Source organism: Terriglobales bacterium (assembly GCA_035457425.1).
Classification (GTDB): Bacteria; Acidobacteriota; Terriglobia; order Terriglobales; family Acidobacteriaceae; genus JACPNR01.
Map to the genome: position 1 here is coordinate 11471 of DATIBR010000074.1, position 18528 is coordinate 29998.

At 68.5% G+C, this 18528-nt stretch carries 16 protein-coding genes; 12 read left to right on the forward strand and 4 right to left on the reverse strand.

Features of this window, described 5'->3' with window-relative positions:
- Window positions 1–4 precede the first annotated feature (4 nt).
- From argB to argJ, 7 genes are read left to right on the forward strand one after another with little or no spacing between them, the layout of a single operon-like run.
- A complete protein-coding gene (gene argB, locus VLA96_05380) occupies window positions 5–790 on the forward strand; it encodes an acetylglutamate kinase (GenBank protein ID HSE48620.1) in 786 nt (261 codons plus the stop codon).
- Window positions 787–2043 (forward strand): aspartate aminotransferase family protein, encoded by a 1257-nt coding sequence (locus VLA96_05385; protein HSE48621.1) that lies wholly within the window; start codon window positions 787–789, stop codon window positions 2041–2043. The genes argB and VLA96_05385 overlap by 4 nt, the downstream gene beginning before the upstream one ends.
- Window positions 2040–3062, forward strand: coding sequence for an ornithine carbamoyltransferase (gene argF, locus VLA96_05390; protein HSE48622.1), 1023 nt, complete (start codon window positions 2040–2042; stop codon window positions 3060–3062). The genes VLA96_05385 and argF overlap by 4 nt, the downstream gene beginning before the upstream one ends.
- On the forward strand, window positions 3055–4278 hold the full coding sequence (locus VLA96_05395; GenBank protein HSE48623.1) for an argininosuccinate synthase: 1224 nt from the start codon (window positions 3055–3057) through the stop codon (window positions 4276–4278). The genes argF and VLA96_05395 overlap by 8 nt, the downstream gene beginning before the upstream one ends.
- The gene (gene argH / locus VLA96_05400; protein ID HSE48624.1) at window positions 4230–5693 is read left to right on the forward strand and encodes an argininosuccinate lyase; all 1464 of its coding nucleotides are present in this window, start codon (window positions 4230–4232) and stop codon (window positions 5691–5693) included. The genes VLA96_05395 and argH overlap by 49 nt, the downstream gene beginning before the upstream one ends.
- Window positions 5680–6198, forward strand: a complete 519-nt coding sequence (locus tag VLA96_05405; GenBank protein ID HSE48625.1) for an N-acetyltransferase — start codon at window positions 5680–5682, stop codon at window positions 6196–6198. The genes argH and VLA96_05405 overlap by 14 nt, the downstream gene beginning before the upstream one ends.
- On the forward strand, window positions 6195–7385 hold the full coding sequence (argJ, locus tag VLA96_05410; GenBank protein HSE48626.1) for a bifunctional glutamate N-acetyltransferase/amino-acid acetyltransferase ArgJ: 1191 nt from the start codon (window positions 6195–6197) through the stop codon (window positions 7383–7385). Before VLA96_05405 ends, argJ begins: the two co-directional genes overlap by 4 nt.
- Here the strand turns inward: argJ and VLA96_05415 are convergent.
- On the reverse strand, window positions 7323–10520 hold the full coding sequence (locus tag VLA96_05415) for a hypothetical protein (protein HSE48627.1): 3198 nt from the start codon (window positions 10518–10520) through the stop codon (window positions 7323–7325). The two genes, argJ and VLA96_05415, sit on opposite strands and share 63 nt — an antisense overlap.
- A gap of 266 nt (window positions 10521–10786) precedes the next feature.
- Here VLA96_05415 and VLA96_05420 point away from each other — a divergent pair, with 266 nt between their 5' ends.
- Both VLA96_05420 and VLA96_05425 read left to right on the forward strand, forming a co-directional pair.
- Window positions 10787–11683, forward strand: a complete 897-nt coding sequence (locus tag VLA96_05420; protein HSE48628.1) for a hypothetical protein — start codon at window positions 10787–10789, stop codon at window positions 11681–11683.
- Window positions 11676–12383 (forward strand): hypothetical protein, encoded by a 708-nt coding sequence (locus VLA96_05425; GenBank protein ID HSE48629.1) that lies wholly within the window; start codon window positions 11676–11678, stop codon window positions 12381–12383. Before VLA96_05420 ends, VLA96_05425 begins: the two co-directional genes overlap by 8 nt.
- Before the next feature lie 63 nt (window positions 12384–12446).
- Here VLA96_05425 and VLA96_05430 read toward each other — a convergent pair whose 3' ends face one another.
- Both VLA96_05430 and VLA96_05435 read right to left on the reverse strand, forming a co-directional pair.
- Window positions 12447–12710, reverse strand: a complete 264-nt coding sequence (locus VLA96_05430; GenBank protein HSE48630.1) for a hypothetical protein — start codon at window positions 12708–12710, stop codon at window positions 12447–12449.
- A gap of 58 nt (window positions 12711–12768) precedes the next feature.
- Window positions 12769–14487 (reverse strand): energy transducer TonB, encoded by a 1719-nt coding sequence (locus tag VLA96_05435; GenBank protein HSE48631.1) that lies wholly within the window; start codon window positions 14485–14487, stop codon window positions 12769–12771.
- 197 nt (window positions 14488–14684) lie between these two features.
- Here VLA96_05435 and VLA96_05440 point away from each other — a divergent pair, with 197 nt between their 5' ends.
- The gene (locus VLA96_05440; GenBank protein HSE48632.1) at window positions 14685–15161 is read left to right on the forward strand and encodes a hypothetical protein; all 477 of its coding nucleotides are present in this window, start codon (window positions 14685–14687) and stop codon (window positions 15159–15161) included.
- 87 nt (window positions 15162–15248) lie between these two features.
- Here the strand turns inward: VLA96_05440 and VLA96_05445 are convergent, their stop codons facing one another.
- Window positions 15249–15941 (reverse strand): SRPBCC family protein, encoded by a 693-nt coding sequence (locus VLA96_05445; protein HSE48633.1) that lies wholly within the window; start codon window positions 15939–15941, stop codon window positions 15249–15251.
- Window positions 15942–16102: 161 nt separating this feature from the next.
- Here VLA96_05445 and VLA96_05450 point away from each other — a divergent pair, with 161 nt between their 5' ends.
- Window positions 16103–17776, forward strand: a complete 1674-nt coding sequence (locus VLA96_05450) for a SpoIIE family protein phosphatase (GenBank protein ID HSE48634.1) — start codon at window positions 16103–16105, stop codon at window positions 17774–17776.
- Between the two features lie 331 nt (window positions 17777–18107).
- The gene (locus tag VLA96_05455; GenBank protein ID HSE48635.1) at window positions 18108–18509 is read left to right on the forward strand and encodes a hypothetical protein; all 402 of its coding nucleotides are present in this window, start codon (window positions 18108–18110) and stop codon (window positions 18507–18509) included.
- The last annotated feature ends 19 nt before the right edge of the window (window positions 18510–18528 follow it).

Here is an 18528-nt window from a genome sequence, read left to right on the forward strand (position 1 = left end):
GATCGTGCTCAAGGTGGGAGGGGCGGCGCTCGACGACGCGAAGCTGCGTCGGGAGTGCGCGCAGGCCATCGCGGCGGTCGCGCGGGAACACGAGGTCGCCGTGGTGCACGGCGGCGGCGCGGCGCTCACGCGGACGCTCGCCAGGCTGGGGAAGAAGAGCGAGTTCGTGGGCGGACTGCGCGTGACCGACGCCGAGACGCGCGACGCGGCGGTGATGGTGCTGGCCGGGGGCGTGAACAAGCAGCTGGTGGCGGAGCTGGCGATGCTGGGCTGCGCGGCCATCGGGCTGTGCGGCGGCGACGCGGCGATGTTCCGCGCGAAGAAGCGCGGGCCGAACGGCCACGGCGCTCCCCACGCAGACCTGGGTTTTGTCGGCGACGTCTGCAACGCGGACGCGCGCTGGATCCGCGCGCTGTGGAGCGAGCGCTGTATCCCGGTGATCGCGAGCCTCGCGCTCGGCCACGACGGCGAGTACTACAACGTGAACGCCGACCAGATGGCGGCGGCGTGCGCGGTCGCGGTGGGCGCGGACGCGCTGGTGTTCCTGACCGACGTGCCGGGAGTGAAAGACGCGTTCGGCATCGTGATGAAGTCGCTGAGCGTGAGCCAGATCCCGGCGCTGGTGGAGTCGCAGGTGATCGCCGGCGGCATGCTGCCGAAACTGGAAGCCTGCTCGACGGCGCTCGAACAGGGCGTGGCGCGCGTGCTGATCACGCCGGCGGCGGAGGCGGGCGCGCTCCGCGAGATCGCGTCGCTGCGCTTCGCCGCGGGCACCGAGGTGCACGCGTGACGACGCTGGCGGCCATCCAGAAGAAGGAAGCGGCGGTGCTGGTGCCGCTCTACGACCGCTATCCGCTGAAGATCGCGCGAGGCGCCGGCGTCTACGTCTACGACGAGCGCGGGCGGAGGTACCTCGACTTCCTGAGCGGCATCGGCGTGAATGCGCTGGGGTACGCGCACCCCGCGGTGCGGCGAACGATGGCGCAGCAGAGCGCGCGCGGGCTGGTCCACGTCTCCAACCTCTTTTATACGGACTACCAGGCCGAGCTGGCCGCGCGCCTGGAGAAGCTCTCCGGGCTCGACCGCGCGTTCTTCTGCAACAGCGGCACCGAGGCGTGGGAAGCGGCGCTCAAGTTCGCGCGCGCCTACGCGCAGACGAAGGCGACGAACGGCCGCAAGCCGAAATGGCGCGTGCTCGCCATGCAGGACGCCTTCCACGGCCGCACCTTCGGCTCGGTGGCGTGCACGTGGAACGAGAAATACCGCAAGCCGTTCGCGCCGCTGCTGCCGGGCGTGGAGTTCGTGCGGTTCAACGACGTCCGCGACCTGAGGGAGAAGCTCGACGACACGGTGTGCGCGGTGGGGATCGAGGCGGTGCAGGGGGAGGGCGGCATCCGCCCGGCGACGCGGGAATTCATGCAGGCGGCGCGCAAGCTGACGAAGCAGCGCGGCGCTCTGCTCCTGTGCGACGAGATCCAGGCCGGCATCGGACGCACGGGAAAGATGTTCGCGTACCAGCACTTCGGCGTGCTGCCCGACATCGTGACGGTGGCGAAGCCGCTGGCCGCCGGGCTGCCGCTGGGCGCCGTGCTGACTTCGAATGCGGTCTCGCGCGCGCTGCACTACGGGATGCACGGCACCACGTTCGGCGGCGGTCCGATGGCGTGCGCGGTCGCGCTCACAGTGCTCGACGTGCTCGAGAAGAACAAGCTGCTGGCGCGCAGCCGGCAGCTCGGCGACTACTTCCGCGCGCGGCTGGAGTCGCTGCGCAAGAAGCACTCCGCGGTGCGCGAGGTCCGCGTGCTCGGGCTGATGGCCGGCGTGGAGCTGGACTCACCCGACCTGGCCAAGGCCGTCGTCAAGAAGATGCTCGCACGCGGGATCATCCTGAACCGCACGCACGAGACGGCGATCCGCATGCTGCCGCCGTACCTGATCGGCAAGCAGCACATCGAGCGCGTCGTCGCGACATTCGATTCCATCCTGACGGAGGAAGCGAAGCACCAGAAGCAACCTGCTACGAAGAGGAGTACCACTCGTTGAAACCACAGACCATCCGTGCCGCCAATCCGAACCCCGCGCCGCTGCCCATCGAGCAGCCGGTGTGGTGCGAGGACCTGATCTCGATCGCCGACCTGGGGCCGAGCGGCGTCCGCACCGTGCTCGACCTCACGCTGCTGCTGAAGGCGCGGCCGGCGGACTTCCGCGGCGCGCTCGCCGGCAAGCAGATCGCGCTGTTCTTCGAGAAGCCGTCGCTGCGCACGCGCATGACGTTCGAGGCGGGCATCGACGCGCTCGGCGGCACGTCGTTCTTCTACGACCAGCGCGACGCGCGGCTGGGCGCGCGCGAGAAGCTCTCCGACATCGCGCACAACCTGGAGCGCTGGATCGACGGCGTGGTGCTGCGGACGTTCGCGCACGCGACCATCACGGAGATGGCGGCGAACGCGAAGATCCCGGTCATCAATGCGCTCAGCGAGCTGGAGCACCCGTGCCAGGCGCTGGCGGACTACTGCACGCTGCAGGAGAAGTTCAGCGACCTGAAGACGGTGAAGCTGGCGTACGTGGGCGACGGCAACAACGTGGCGCACTCGCTGCTGCTGGCGGCGGCGTGCACGGGCGGGAAGATCTCGGTCGCGACACCGGCGGGCTACGAGCCGCTGCCGTCGGTGGTCGACGCGGCGCGCGCGATCGCGAGCGAGACCGGCGCGGTCCTCAAGACGATGACCGACCCGGAAGCCGCGGTCGAGGGCGCCGATGCCATCTACACCGACGTGTGGGCGAGCATGGGGCAGGAGGCGGAGAGCGAGCAGCGCAAGCGCATCTTCGAGCCCTACCGCGTGGACAAGCGCCTGATGGCGGGCGCGGCGAAGCACGCCGTGTTCATGCACTGCCTGCCGGCGCATCGCGGCGACGAGGTCACCGACGCCGTGATCGATTCCTCGCGCTCGGTCGTCTTCGACCAGGCGGAGAACCGGCTGCACGCGCAGAAAGCGGTGATGCTGATCCTGTTGGGCGGAGGCGTCACGCGCTTCTCGCCGCGGAGGAACGGACATGCCTAAGGTCGTACTCGCATACTCGGGCGGACTCGACACCTCGATCATCATCCCGTGGCTGAAGGAGAACTATTCCGACGAAGTCATTGCGATGGTCGGCGACGTGGGCCAGGGCGACGACATCGAGGCGGTCGTCCAGAAGGCGTACAAGACGGGCGCGGCGAAGGTCGTGGTCGAAGACATGCGCGAGGAGTTCCTCGCCGACTACGTGTTCCCGGCGATCCAGGCGGGCGCGGTGTACGAGCACAAGTATCTGCTGGGGACGTCGCTGGCGCGGCCGGTGATCGCGAAGCACCAGGTCGAGGTCGCGCTGCGCGAGGGCGCGGGGGCGGTGGCGCACGGCTGCACCGGCAAGGGCAACGACCAAGTCCGCTTCGAGCACGCGTACCAGGCGCTGGCGCCGCAGCTGAAGATCATCGCGCCGTGGCGCGAGTGGACGCTGAAGTCGCGCGAGGACTGCCTCGATTACGCCGAGGCGCACGGCGTGGAGGTCGCGCAGAGCCGCGAGAAGATCCACTCGCGCGACCGCAACCTGCTGCACATCTCGCACGAGGGCGGCGAGCTGGAAGATCCGGCGAACGCGCCGCTCGAGACCACGTGGCAGCTCACGCGCTCGCCGCAGTCCGCGCCCGACAAGGCGGAAGAGGTGGAGCTCGGGTTCGAGGGCGGAGCGCCGGTGAGCGTGAACGGGCAGAAGCTCGACCCGGTCACGCTGGTCGAGCTGCTGAACGAGATCGGCGGGCGCAACGCGGTCGGCCGCGTGGACCTGGTGGAGAACCGCTTCGTCGGGATGAAGTCGCGCGGCTGCTACGAGACGCCGGGCGGCACGCTGCTGATCGCGGCGCACCGCGAGCTCGAGGCGCTATGCCTGGAGCGCGAGGTCGCGCACTACAAGCAGCAGGTCGCGCTCAAGTACGCGGAGCTGGTCTATTACGGCCTGTGGTTCACGCCGCTGCGCGAGGCGCTCGACGCGTTCGTGCGCGCGACGCAGAAGGACGTGACCGGCGAGATCACGCTCTCGCTCTACAAGGGCAACGTCAACGTGAAGAGCCGGAAGTCGGAGCACTCGCTGTATCGCACCGACCTCTCGTCGTTCACGATGGGCGAGAGCTACGACCAGAAGGACGCGCAAGGGTTCATCCGCATCCTCGGGCTGCCGGCGCGGGTGCGCGCGTGGCTGAAGGAGAAGAAGGAAAAGAAGCACGAGGTCGCCGCGAAGTGAGCGGCGGCGGCAAGAAGATGTGGTCGGGGCGCTTCCGCGAGCCGCTCGACGCGGAGTTCGAGCGCTGGCAGCGTTCGCTGCCGTTCGACCGCAGGCTGCTGGCGGAGGAGCTCGCGGCGAGCGGCGCGTACGCCGAGGCGCTGGCTTCGGCGGGCGTGCTCACGGGCGACGAGCTGCGGACGCTCGCCGACGGGCTGAAGAAGATCGGCGCGGCGGCGACGGCCGACCCGCACTTCCTCGACGACGACGAAGCGGAGGACATCCACGACTTCGTCGAGCGGCGCCTGGTGGAGCTGATGGGCGACACCGGCTCCAAGCTGCACAGCGGGCGCAGTCGCAACGAGCAGATCGCGACCGACTTGCGGCTGTACGTCCGCAAGCAGTGCGACACCATCGGCGACCTGCTGCTCGACCTGTGCTCCGCGCTGGTGGAGCAGGCGGAGAAGGCGCGCGAGGCCGTGATGCCGGCGTACACGCACCTGCAGCCGGCGGAGCCGGTGCTGGTCGCGCACTGGCTGCTGGCCTACGCGCAGATGTTCCTGCGCGACCACGAGCGGCTGGCCGACTGCCGGAAGCGCGTGAACCTGTCGCCGCTGGGCTCCAGCGCGATCGCCGGCGCGCCGCTCGCGCTCGACAGGAAGACCATGGCGTCGGCGCTCGGCTTCGACGCTCCCGCGGCCAACTCCATCGACGCGACCAGCGACCGCGATTTCGCGATCGAGTTCGTGCAGCACCTGGCGCTAGCGTTCACGCACCTCAGCCGCTGGGCCGAGGAGTTCATCGTGTTCGCCACGCCGGCCTACGGGTTCGTTCGGCTGCCGGAGGCGTTCTCGACCGGGTCGAGCGCGATGCCGCAGAAGCAGAACCCGGACGCACTCGAGCTCATCCGCGCGAAAGCCGCGCGCGTGCTCGGCAACGCGACCGCGCTGCTCGCGACCATGAAGGGACTGCCGCTCGCCTACAACAAGGACCTGCAGGAGACGCAGCCGCCGCTGTTCGACTCCGCCGACCAGGCGGCGCTGGCGCTGCGCACCGCCGCCGGCTTCATGCGCGCGGTCGAGTTCGACCTGGACCGCATGCGCGCCGCGGCCTCGGCCGACGGCATGAACGCGCTGGCGGCGGCGATGTACCTGGTCGCGAAGGGCGTGCCGTTCCGCAAGGCGCACGAGCGCGTGGGCCAGATGGTGCGCGCGTGTCTCGACCGGGGCAAGCAGCTCGGGGAGCTGAGCGCGGCGGAGCTGAAGGCGTTCGGCCCGGAGTTCGGCGCGGACTTCGCGGCAGCGCTGAAGCTCGACGCCGTCCTGGCGCTGCACGACGTCGCCGGCGGGACGCATCCGAAGCGCGTCGCGGAGCAGCTCGCGCAGCTCCGCAAACACATCGCCGAAGCGAGGAGGGAAGCGCATGCGTACGCGTAGAGCGGTGCTTCCCGACGCGGAAGCCATCCACGAGCTGATCGCGCGCTACTCGGGCGACGGCACGCTCATCCCGCGCTCGCTCAACGAGGTGTGCGAGAACGTGCGCGACTTCACCGTGGTGGTGGACCGCGGCAGGATCGTCGGCTGCGGCGCGCTGCATCTCTACGGCCCGCACCTCACCGAGATCCGCTCCATCTGCGTGCTGCCGGAGGTGAAGGGCCGGGGCGCGGGCGCGATGCTGGTGGACGCGCTCCTGCGCGAGGCGCGCCACCACCGCGTGGACTGCGTGTGCCTGTTCACGCGCATCCCGGAATTCTTCGCGCGCTTCGGGTTCCGCGCGGCGACGCGCGAGGAGCTGCCCGACAAGATCTACAAGGACTGCCTGAACTGCCCGCGGCTGCACGCCTGCGACGAGGTCGCGATGGTGCGCGGCGAGTTGCCGCAGCGCGCCGTGCTGGGCGAGCTGCCCATCATCCTGCCCCACCAGATCCGCCCGACCGCATGAGCGCGCCGCATCTGCCGCGCGGCTTTCGCTGGGCCGCGGGAAAAGCCGGCCTGAAGGCGAGCGGCAGGCCGGACCTTGCACTGGCGCTGGCCGCGGCGCCGGCGAGCGCGGCGGCGGTGTTCACGAAGAACCGCGTGGTCGCCGCGCCGGTCGTCGTCGGGCGCGAGCACCTGAAGAAGGCCGGCGGGAAGATGCGGGCCGTGCTGGTGAACTCCGGCAACGCGAACTGCGCCACCGGGCCGGTGGGCGAGCAGACATGCCGCGAAGTCTGTGGCGCGCTGGCGCGGACGCTCGGCGTGGCGACGGCGGAGGTCTTTCCGTCTTCCACGGGGATCATCGGGGTGCCGCTGCCGGGCGGCAAGATCACGGCCGCACTGTCCGCGGTGGCGGACAGTGCGCAAGCAGACGAAGCCGCGCTGCGCGGCTTCGCGCAAGCCATCATGACCACCGACACGCGGCCGAAGCTCGCTTCGGCCGCGTGTCGCATCGGTGGCAAGAAAGTGTCGCTGGCTGGCGTGGCGAAGGGCGCGGGAATGATCCACCCCAACATGGCGACGATGCTGGCGTACGTGTTCACGGACGTGGCGGCGACGCCGGCGGAGCTGCGGCGGGCGCTGCGCGCCGCTGCGGACCAGAGCTTCAACTGCATCTCCGTCGATGGTGACACCTCGACCAACGACACCATGCTGCTGCTGGCGAGCGGGGCGTCGGGCGCGCGGCTGGCCCGTGGCAGCAAGGCGTTCGGGGCGGCGCTGCTCGAGGTCTGCCAGTCGCTGGCGGAGCAGATCGTCACGGACGGCGAAGGCGTGAAGCACGTGGTGCGGCTGCGCATCGAGCAGGCGCGCGACGCGGCGGAAGCCCGCCGCGTCGCGGAGACCATCGCAACCTCTTCCTTGGTGAAGACGGCGTGGGCAGGCGCCGACCCCAACTGGGGCAGGATCCTCGCCGCTGCCGGCCGCAGCGGCGTCGCGATCGACCCCGCGCGCGTGGCCATCCGCTTCGGCGGCATCGCGGTCTTCGAAAAGGGAAGGGCCGCGCCGTTCGACGCCGGCACGGCCCATCGCTATCTTTCCCAGCCGAGCTACGACGTCACAGTCGCGCTCGGCCGCGGCAAGGCGTCGCTCTCATTCCTCACCTGCGACCTTACGACCGAATACGTGCACATCAACGCCGACTATTCCACTTAGCGGCTTCTCCACGACCTTGATCTCGGCGAGGCCGTGCGCGCGCAGCTTCTCGTTGAGCACGGCCAAGTCACTGCCGGTCACTGTTTTCCACTTTGCGATGAGGCCGGGGACCGCACCGCGCAACTGCTTCACGTTGCCGACGGCTTGCGACGTCGGCGCTGCGTCGACCTCCTGGAGCACGGTGAAGAGCTGGCCCAGACGCCCGGCGACCGTGGTGAGCGTGAGCGGCGCCGTCGTCGGCACGCCGGGACGCGGCGGGGCGCCGCCGCCCGCGACCGGCGCGAGCTGCTTCTCGAAGGCGGCGAGCGCGGCTGCCGCTGCGGGTTTGTCCGCGGCGTTCTTCTTGCGGTCGGCGAGCTGCTCGCGCAGCGCGTCGAGCGCGTCCATGACCGGCGCGAGCGTGAGCTGGTCCTGGTAGATGCCATAGGAAAGCTGGAACTGCTGCGCCAGCGCCGCGGGCGCGAGCTTCACGCGAGGGTCCATGCGCACGGTCAGCGGGCGCGAGTAGCTTTTTCCGGCGGCGGCGAGCGTGGCGGTGTACTGCCCCGGCAGCACCCACGGCGAAGTCGCATCGGGCGCGGTGTTGTAAGGCACGGCGGCGATGGGATAGTCGGGCTTGCCGGGCAGCGGCGCGTAGTGCAGGTCCCACACGAAGCGATGGAAACCGGGCTCGGCGGAAAGCGTCTGCGCCGGCCGCGGCCAGTACGGCGGGATAGCGAGCTTCGGATCGGGCGCCGGCGGCTTGTCATCACTCGAGAAGCGGCGCACGACCTTGCCGGCCGCGTCCTTGATCTCGAGCGTGACCGGACCGCTCGCATCCTTCAGCAGGTAGTCGAGCACCGCGCCATCGGGCGGGTTCTCGCCGGCGGGCGTATCGGGCGGCAGCGGCGTGTCGGTGTTCAGGTTCCAGCGCACGCGGGTCGCGACCTGCGGGGCGAACAGGTACGCGGGCTCGGCCGCGACCTGCGGCGTGAGCTGCCGCAGCGGCGTGATGTCGTCGAGCACCCAGAAGCCGCGGCCGTGGAAGGCGACGACGAGGTCGTCGTCTTTCACGATGACGTCGCGCGCCGAGCTCGCCGGCAGGTTGTTGCGCAGCGACTGCCAGTGGTCGCCGTCGTCGAACGATACGTAGACGGTGCGCTCGGTGGAAGCGAACAGCAGCCCCTTGCGCTTGGGATCTTCGCGCACGGCGTTGGTGTTCTCGTTCGCCGGGATGCCGGCATCGATCTCCTGCCAGCTCTTGCCGCCGTCGTGGGTGCGGAAGAGGTGCGGGCGCAGGTCGTCGAGCCGCAGCGTATTGATGGCCGCGTACGCCGTGTTGCGGTCGAAGTGGCCGGCCTCGAGCAGCGACACCTTCCACCACGGCTGGAGCGCGGGCGGCGTGACGTCGCTCCAGGTCTTGCCGCCGTCGCGGGTGACGTGGATGAGGCCGTCGTCGGTGCCCGCCCAGAGCAGGTTGATGTCGAGCGGCGAGGGCGCGAGCGCGTAGATCACGCCGCGCTGCATGGGCTTGGCGGTCTCCTCGCGCAGGAACTTGCCGATGGTCGCGGGCGCCTCGTAGTTCGTGCGCGCCAGGTCGGGCGAGATGCGCTGCCAGCTGCGGCCGTAGTCCACCGTCTTCCACAGGAAGTTGCTGGCGAAGTAGAGGGTGCGCTTGTCCACCGGAGAAAAGATGACCGGCTCGGTGCGCAGCATGCGGAAGTCGGCGCTGCGGAAGAAGCGCGGCGCGATGTTCTGCGTCTGCATGGTGCGGCGGTCGAAGCGCGAGACCTTGCCGCCGTAGACGACGTCGGGGTCGAGCGGGTCGGGCGCGACGTAGCCGTACTCCTCGACGCCGACCGGCGTCCACTCGCGGAAGGTGATCTGGCCGTAGTCGCCGCGGCTCTTGATGCACACCGAGCCCGACTCCTGCTGGCCCGCGCACAGGCGATAGGGGAAGGCGTTGTCGGCGGCCGCGTGATAGAGCTGCGCGGTCGGCTGGTTGTACCACTCGCTCCAGCTCTTGCCGCCGTTCACCGTGATGACCGTGCCCTGGTCGGCCGCGAAGATGACGATGTTCGGGTCGTTGGGATCGATCCAGAGGTTCTGGTAGTCGTCGCCGCCGGGCGCGCCGCGCACCGCCGCCCACGTCTTGCCGCCGTCGGTGGACTTCCACGAGACGATGCTGGCGGAATAGACGACGTCGGGGTCCTTGGGGTCGACGCGCAGCACCGGCAGCTCGCCGCCGCCACCGACGCGCGTGTTGGGACGCGGATCGTCGGTCGCCGGGCGCCAGGTCGCGCCCGCGTCGTCGGAGCGCATGACCTTGATGCCGGCCTTCAGCGCGACCGAGGCGTACAGCCGCGACGTCATGCTGGGCGCGATCGCGAGGTTCGCCTGCTTCATCTCCGGCAGGCCGCCCGCGAGCTGCTGCCAGGTCGCGCCGCCGTCGGTCGACTTGTAGATGCCGGCGCCCGAGGTGGTCGAGCCCCACGCGCCGTTCTCCCACGGGCCTTCACGCTCTTCCCAGAGCGCGGCGTAGACGACCTGCGGGTTCGCGGGATCGATGGCGACGTCGGAGCCGCCTACGTTCTCATCCTTGCCCAGCACTTTCTGGAACGACCGGCCGCCGTCGGTCGAGCGGTAGATGCCGCGCTCTTCGTTCGGGCCGTACGGATGTCCGGCGGCCGCGACGAACAGGCGCTGCGGGTCGCGCGGGTCGACGGCGATCTGCGCGATCTGCTGCGCGTCGCGCAGGCCGAGGTGCGTCCAGGTCTTGCCCGCGTCGGTGGACTTGTACATGCCGTCGCCGATGGAGAGGTCCGGCCGGTGCAGGCCCTCGCCCGAGCCGACATAAATGATGTTCGGGTCCGAGGGTGCGACCGCCAGCGCGCCCACCGAGCCGGTCGGCTGGTCGTCGAAGATGGGCGTCCAAGTGTGGCCGTAGTCTTCGGTCTTCCAGACGCCGCCGTTCACCGGCGCCATATAGAAGACGTTGGGCTGCTGGGCGACGCCGGAGACGGCGCGCGTCCGGCCGCCGCGGAACGGGCCCACGTTCCGCCACTTCAGCCAGCCCAGGTCGGGGCGGAAGTCCTGTGCGGTCAACAGGGAAGCGAGAAAAAGGATGAAAAGGGCGGAAACAGCAGGCTTGCGCATGGGGCGCCTCCGGAAACGGATGAGGATACCAGCTTGGTACCGGCAGTGCCTGCCATCACTTGCGCGAAAAGGGCCGAAGCGTATGATTGTGGCCCTCCCTAGCCCCAGGCCCAGATTCTAGAGACATCCGTCTTCTTCCGGACGGGTGAGCGCGGAGCGAGCGCCGAACTGCGCGAGCGCAGCGCGAGGGGCGACGCAGCCGAGCTGAGTCCGCCGCGGCGGACGAGGCGAGAGCGTTGCGGCGACCCTGGAAGGAAAGAGGCGCCATGCTCGAGACCATCGACCTCAAACTCAGCCTGCCGAAGCCCGCGTACACCAAGCGCATGACGGAGCTGCAGGAGCAACTGCGCGGCCTGCAGTACGCCGCCAAGGAAGCCGAGATCCCCATCATCCTCTGCCTCGAGGGCTGGGACACGGCCGGCAAAGGGCAGACGGTGAAGAAGCTCACCGAGCGGCTCGACCCGCGGCTGTACCGCGTGTATCCCGGCACGCCGCCCTCGGAGCTGGAGCAGCGCTACCACTTCCTGTGGCGCTACCAGGTCGCGCTCCCCAACGACGGCGAGATGGCCGTCTTCGACCACTCCTGGTACGGGCGCGTGCTGGTGGAGCGTTGCGACAAGCTCTGCAAGAAGAAGGAGTGGCGCGAGGCCTACCAGCAGATCAACGAGTTCGAGCGCTGGCTGGTGGACGACGGCCAGGTCGTCCTCAAGTTCTTCCTGCACATCTCGAAGAAGGAGCAGAAGAAGCGCTTCAAGGAGGCGCTGCGCGACCCGCTGCTGCGCTGGAAGATCACCAAGGAGTACAAGCGGCACCACAAGCAGTACGACCGCTGGGTCGAGGCCATCGAAGACATGCTGGCGAAGACCAACACGCCGGACGCACCCTGGACGGTCATCGCGGCCAACGACCTGCGCTACGCGCGCGTGAAGTTCTTCGAGACGGTGGTCACGCGCATCCGCGAGGAGCTGGAGAAGCGCAAGGCGATGCCCGCGCTGGTCTCGCGCACCGTCGCGGCCAAGGACGCGACCAAGGCCGCGCGCACCGCCGAGCACAAGCGCGACGCCGAGCTGGCGCGCGAGGAAGAGAAGAAGACGCTCGCCAAGCCGGAAGAGAAGAAGAGCACGGCCTCGGTGAAGGAAGAGACGGAGGTGGCCCATGCTTGAGCGCATCGATCCGAACAAGAAGATCACGGAAAAGCAGTACGAGGAGCAGATCGGGAAGCTCCAGGTGCGCATGCGCGAGCTGGAGTTCGAGATCTTCAAGCGCAAGGTGCCGGTGCTGTGCGTGTTCGAAGGCTGGGACGCGGCGGGCAAGGGCGGCGCCATCAAGCGCGTCACCGAGATGCTCGACCCGCGCGGGTTCACGGTGTCCGCCTACGCGGCGCCGCGCGGCGAGGAGAAGACGCACCACTACCTCTGGCGCTTCTGGCGGAACCTGCCGCGCGCCGGGCACGTCGCGGTGTTCGACCGCAGCTATTACGGGCGCGTGCTGGTGGAGCGCGTGGAGCACTTCTGCCACGAGAGCGAGTGGCGCCGCGCCTATCGCGAGATCACCGAGTTCGAGTCGCACCAGGCGTCGTATGGCATGGTCATCTGCAAGTTCTGGCTGCAGATCTCGAAGGAAGAGCAGCTGCGGCGCTTCAAGTCGCGCGAGATCGATCCCTACCGGTCGTACAAGCTGACCGAAGAAGACTGGCGCAACCGCGCCAAGTGGGACGAGTACACCGCGGCGGTCGAAGACATGCTGCTGCACACCTCCACGCCCTACGCTCCCTGGACCGTGGTCGAAGCCAACAGCAAGTGGTTCGCGCGGGTGAAGGTGCTGAACACCGTCGTCAACGCGGTGGAGAAGCGGCTGAACTAGGCGCGGAGGCGAGAGTTTTTCGGCGCGGTGTTTTGGAATCAGTGGGTTGCGGCGAAAAGTCTGTCATGGGGTCTGGCGGGGATCCGTGGCTTTGCGCGCGCTGAACCACGTTGCCAGAAAGATCAGGTAGGAAACCAGCGCTGCCAAGCCGAAGCCGGGACGCGCCGTCCACACCCACGCCGCCATCAGCACCCAGGTAACGGCGTGGAACCAGCGCAGCACGAATCGAACGCCCACCGACCAAGCTCGCTCGCGTTTCCATCCCGGCCACACCACCACGTAAGCGGCGGCAATCGCCAGGCACGCCAGTGCACCCATGAGCCGCATGCAGGGGATGCTATAGCAGCGGGTGCGGTCCTGGGGTCTCTAAGTCCATTCAGGAGTTCTAGAACCCGTATGCCGACTTCTTCACCTGGAAGGGCACCTGGATGACGGCCTCGAGGTCGACGGGCGCGCCGTTCTTGGTGGCCGGGCGGAACTTCCAGCCGAGCAGCGCCTTGACGGCGTTGAGGTCGAGCGTGTCGTCGATGCCCTGGATGACGCGCACCTCGCCGACGCGGCCGTCGGCGTGGATGACGGCGTAGAGCAGCACGCGGCCCTCGACGCGCTGCTTCATCAGCTCCGGCGGATACGCCGGGTCGAGCTTCTGCACCGCCACCGGCGCCGTCAGCGCGGACGCGCTGCGCGTCTGGTTCAGCTCCGCGAAGCGGATGATCCACGTGCCGCTCGCCGAAGTGAGGTTCGGCATGTTGATGGTCATGGTGTAGTACTTCTTCGGGCCGAAGGTGTAGTCGTTGATGTTGTCGGCGTCTCTCGGAGCGGTCGGACCGGTCGGGCCGATAGGACGCTCCGCGCGCGGGATGTCGGCGGGATTCGGCGGCGCCACCGCCTTCGCCATCAGGTCTTTCAGGTTCCCCGGATTCCCATTCGTGCCCGGGCCGGAGCCGCCCGAGCCCGGTCCGCCGGGCGCGCCGCCAGCGTAGTTTGCCGGGTTGTTGCCTTGCACGCCCGCACCGGGATCGTAGGGACCAGCGCCGACGTAGACGCCGCGCGGGTCGCCCGAGCCCGAGCCGGGACCGCCCTCGCCGGTGCCGGTGCCGCCGGGACCGGAGCCGCAGCACGCTTTGTCGGGCGTGCCGGCCGCGCCGGGGTGTCCCGAGGGCGTGGCGGCGAACTCGCCGCTGCGGCTGCCGCCGGGCAGCTCGACCGGACCGCTGGGCTGCGTGGGATGGATGCCGAGCGCGATGAGGCGCCCCATGGCTTGCGCGCCGGAGCCTTGCCCGAGGCTGGCGGAGGGCGCGGCGGTCTCGGCCTTGGCGGTGCCGGCGGGGTCGCCCACGGCGGTGGCGCGCTGCACGGGAACGACCAGCTCGGGATTGACCACCGTCCCGGCGGCGCCGAAGTTGATGTCGCCGACCTTGCGCTGCAAGTCATCGGCGGCGGGCGGCGGCGCGATGACCGACGACTCGGCCAGCTTGGGCAGCTTGAGGTCGGCGACGTTACGCACGGTGGAAGGCGCGGGCGCGACGACTTCGGGCGCGAGCCGCGGCATGGTGATGGCGTTGCCGCGCGCGGCGGCGGCGACCGGCACGGCCGACGGGATGGGCGTCCACACCACCACGTTGGGGATCTTCACTTCCTGCGTGAGCAGGTTGGGGTGCGCCGGGTCGATGATCGTCTGCATCCGGTTGTCGGGCTTGGGCGGCAGCGAGACGATGGGCTGCCTGGCGTACTCCGGATCGCCCTTTTCGGCCTTGGGCGCGGGGGCGCTGCCGCCATTGATGGGCGGCAGGTACTCGCTCACGTCGTAATAAGTGAGCTTGTCGCCGGGCTTCTTCTCCTGCGTGACCTGCGGCTGGTAGATGAAGGCGAAGGTGATGACGTAGACGATGAGGGCGGTCAGCAGGTGGGCGCCGGCGGATTGCAGGAAGGGCGCCGCGGGCAAGCGCTTGTTGACGAAGACGTCGGGCCAGAAGGGCGCGGGCTTCGAGGTCAGCGAGAGCGGCGGCGGAGGCGGAAGAAAGAGGTCGCCGACGTTCTGCAGAAAGGAACCGAACCACGGGGTCCAGGGCACGAGCAGGCGCGGGGCTGCAGTGGCGGGCACGAGCGGCCTTCTGACCGGAGCACTAGACACGAAGGACTTCCACATCCTGGGGCAGAGTAGCGGGATTATACCTTAGTAAACATGCCGCCCACGGCGGCCGGCAGAATCTTTTCCTCCGCCCTCGCCGATTATGCGACTTGTGGGAGGATAGGAGTAGACATTTGTGATTTGTGATTGGTGATCGGTTCAGGAGCGGTATGAGATCTCAGACGTTGCGGACGGCGCTCGTTCTCTTGTTGCTTGCGGTGATGTCGGGGGCGCAGGCGAATCCCGCTCCCAAGAGCGCCGCGCCGGATTACTCCGGCCGCTACAGCTTCCTGCAGGAAGGCGAGGACCTGCAGCTGGACATCAACGACGGCCGGGTGGACGGCTACATCTCGCGACTGGGCGACACCGACACCGACCGCGACACCATCCTGAACCACTATCTCGCGAAGGCGTCGCTCACCGGCGACAAGCTCACGTTCACCTCGAAGCCGGTGCACGCGGTGTGGTACGAGTTCAGCGGGACGATCGGGCGCGGGCCCGCCAAGAGCAGGGCGGAGGACGGCTACTACCAGATCGTGGGGACGCTGATCGAGCATCGCCAGAAGAACGGCAAGGAAGAGAGCGCGCGCCAGCGCGAGGTCACGTTCAAGCTCTTCGCCGACGAGAGCGCGCCCACGACGAAATAGCAACGCGTGTCATCCTGAGCGAAGCGAAGGATCTCATCACCTGAGATGCTTCGCGTCTGCGACGCTCAGCATGACACGCACGATCACCTACGACTTGGCCTCCGGCGGGCGGGTGAACTCGACCGTCTCCTCCTGGTTGCCGAAACGGGAAGTCTGCGCGCCCGTGCTCGGAGGCGTGGTGACGCCGGCCTCGACCGGGCGGCCGCTCACGGGCGAGCCCGCTCCGAAGGTGCCGGTGGCGCGCTCCTGTCCCTTGCCTTCGAGCGCGGCCTTGAAGTCGCGCAGCGCCTGCTCGACGTACTGGTCGACGCGGTCGAAGGTCTCGAGCACGGCGCGGCCGAAGGCGCCCATCGGGGGCGCGTAGTTCATCTGGACGTGCACGAGCGTGTTGTCGCCCAGGGGCGCGAAGTTGATGCGGCCGGTGTGCTGCGGGCCGGAGGCGGAGCGCCATCCCAGCGCCTGGTTGGGGACGACCTGGATGAGCTCGGCGTCCCACTCGAAGGTGCGGCCGTTGATCTCGACGGCCCAGTGGGAGCGGCGGCCGAAGGGGCGCACGCGCTTCACCATCCCGATGTATTCGGGAAGATTCTCCAGCTGCGACCACGCGCGGAAGACCTCGTGGACCGGGCGGCCGATCTGCACGGTCTTCTCCAGGCGCAGGACGTCGGAGTCCCGGTTGCCGGAGCGCAGCGCGCGCGAGGTGAGCGCCGCTCCGATGCCCGCGAACATGCCGGCAGCCGCGCCGGCGCCGAATCCACCCCAGAAGTCTCGCTGCGACATAGCCTGTTCCTCCGCCGAAAAATCGCTGTCCTTGGTTGGAACGGAGGCGGGAAGCGCGGGTTGCCAAATTTCGGACACGAGTGAAGGGGATGGTGGACGGGCGCGAGCCGCGGCGAGCGGCATAGCGTTAAGCCCGCGAAAAATGCTACTCTGCGCTCTCCATGGCCTCCACTCCATCCACGTCCGGGGTTGCGCCCATGCCGGGCGGCGAGAAGCCGCTCGGCTATCCGGAGCTGGTGTACTCGCAGAAGGGCGAGCAATCGAGCATCGTCTTGAAGAAGCTGCCGTTCCGGGTGGGGCGGAAGACGGAGAACGACCTGGTCATTCCGGACGCGCGCGTCTCGCGCGAGCACGCACAACTGGTGGAAGACAACGGCGACTACTACGTGGTCGACAACCAGTCGAAGCACGGCACGTTCGTGAACGGGGAGCGGATCGAAGGCCGGCGCAAGCTGGCGCGCAACGACCGCATCGAGTTTGGGATCCGGGACGAGATCTTCGTGGTGTTCAGCCCGTCGGAGGGCCGGCACAACACGACGCGCGAGTTCCTGACGCAGCTGAGCGGGATCGAGCTGAAGAGCCACGCCGGGTCGGACCTGGAGAAGCTGACGTTCTTCCTGGACGCGGCGCGCAAGCTGAACACCAGCAACGTGCTGGAAGAGATCCTGGTGACGCTGATCGAGGCGACGCTGCGGCTGACGGGCGCGGAACGCGGGTACGTGTTCCTGCGCAACGACGACGGGACGCTGCGGCTGGCGGCGGGCCGGAACGCCAAGGGCGGCCCGCTGAGCGACGACAAGACGATCTCGAAGTCCATCATCACGGATGCGGCGCGCTCGGCTTCGGCGTTCCTGGTGAGTGACACGATGAAGACGAGCGGGATGGCGAAGCGCGAAAGCGTGATCGCGCACGACCTGCGGACGGTGATCTGCATCCCGCTGCGGCGCAAGATGGTGCACGCGGAGGCGAAGGGGAACCAGATCACGCCGGACGTGATCGGGGTCCTGTACCTGGACAGCAAGTACGCCTCGCGCGACCTCACGACGGTGGGCCAGGACATCCTGGCGGCGATCGCGACGGAAGCGGCGGCGCTGGTGGAGAACGCGCGGCTGGTGCAGGCGGAAGAGGCGGCGCGGCGCATGGAGCAGGAAATGACCATCGCCGCCGGCATCCAGCAGCGGCTGATGGCGGTGCGCATCCCGGAGCTGCCGTTCGCCAAGATCCAGGCGAAGAACGTGCCTTGCAAGGACATCGGGGGCGACTTTTTCGACCTGGTGAAGACCGACGACGGGCTGCTGGTGGTGATCACCGACGTGTGCGGCAAGGGCATCACGGCCGCCATCATGGCTTCGATCATCCAGGGGCTGGTGTATTCGCAGGCGCTGGCCGGGGTGCCGCTGGAGCAGATCGTCAGCACCGCGAACACCTTCCTTTGCCAGAAGGAACTGGGCGAGAAGTACGCCACGCTGATGATCGGCAAGCTCTTCCCCGACGGGCGGCTGGAGTACGTGAACTGCGGACACGTGCCGCCGCTGGTGGTGAGCGGTTCGAAGATCACGAAGCTCGAGCAATCGAACCTGCCGGTCGGACTGCTGGGCGAGGCGCAATACAAGCCGGGCTTCACGCACCTCAGCGCCGGCGACCGGCTGATCGTCGTGACCGATGGCGTGACCGAGGCAGAGAACCGCGCGGGCGAGTTCTTCGGCTACGAGCGGCTGCAGGACGTCGTGAAGACGGAGGGCCTGGACGGGATCTTCAAGGCCATCCGGGAGTACGCCGAAGGCATGCCGTTCGGCGACGATTGCACGATCTTCGAGCTGACCTACAAGAACTAAAGGCAGACTTCAGACTTCAGTCTTCAGAAAAGCGCAACACGGATGCCGACGAACATCCGCGTTGCGCTTTCGGGTCTTAGGCGGCCTTTTTTGTGCCATGGTCCACCGAAGGGGACTTTGTCGATGACGCCGCCGTAGGCGCCGGGGACGACGGCGCCGGCTTTGGAAGGGCATAAATCGAGGCGCAGCTTAGGTTTGCCGGGAGTACATGTCCGCCGCCGGAAAGGGGGCATGTCCTTAATTCCTGGGGTTTTCCGCAACCAAACCCGCCCAACGTGCATAACAATTCATCAGCACCACTTCGGCGCGGGGGTGCCAGGAAAGAGCGTGTATGGGTCACACCCCGAACTATCAGCGGGTCGAACACGAGCGGCGGCGCTTCCAGGCCGCGCTCGATGACTACTTTGCGGCTTTGGAAAACGCCTCGAGCGCCGTCCTGCCGGAAAAGAAGCGGGAATTGCTGAGCGCGTACGCGGAGTTCCGCTACCAGGTGAACGGCGGGACGCATTGCGTGCTGTGCCGCGCGCACGTGCGTCACAACATGCTGGTGGAAGTCCGGCGCGCGGACGGCAGCACGCGGCAGTTCGCCGCGCTCTGCACCCGCTGCCTGGAAGGCGAGAAGGCGAGCGCCGAGAGCGTGACGCTGCGCGTGGGTCCGGTGGAGTACGAGACGTTCCACCGCCAGCCGGGCGCGAAGGACGCTCCGCAGCGCGGCCGCACCGCCGCAGCCTGAACTGGCGGGTGAGACCGGA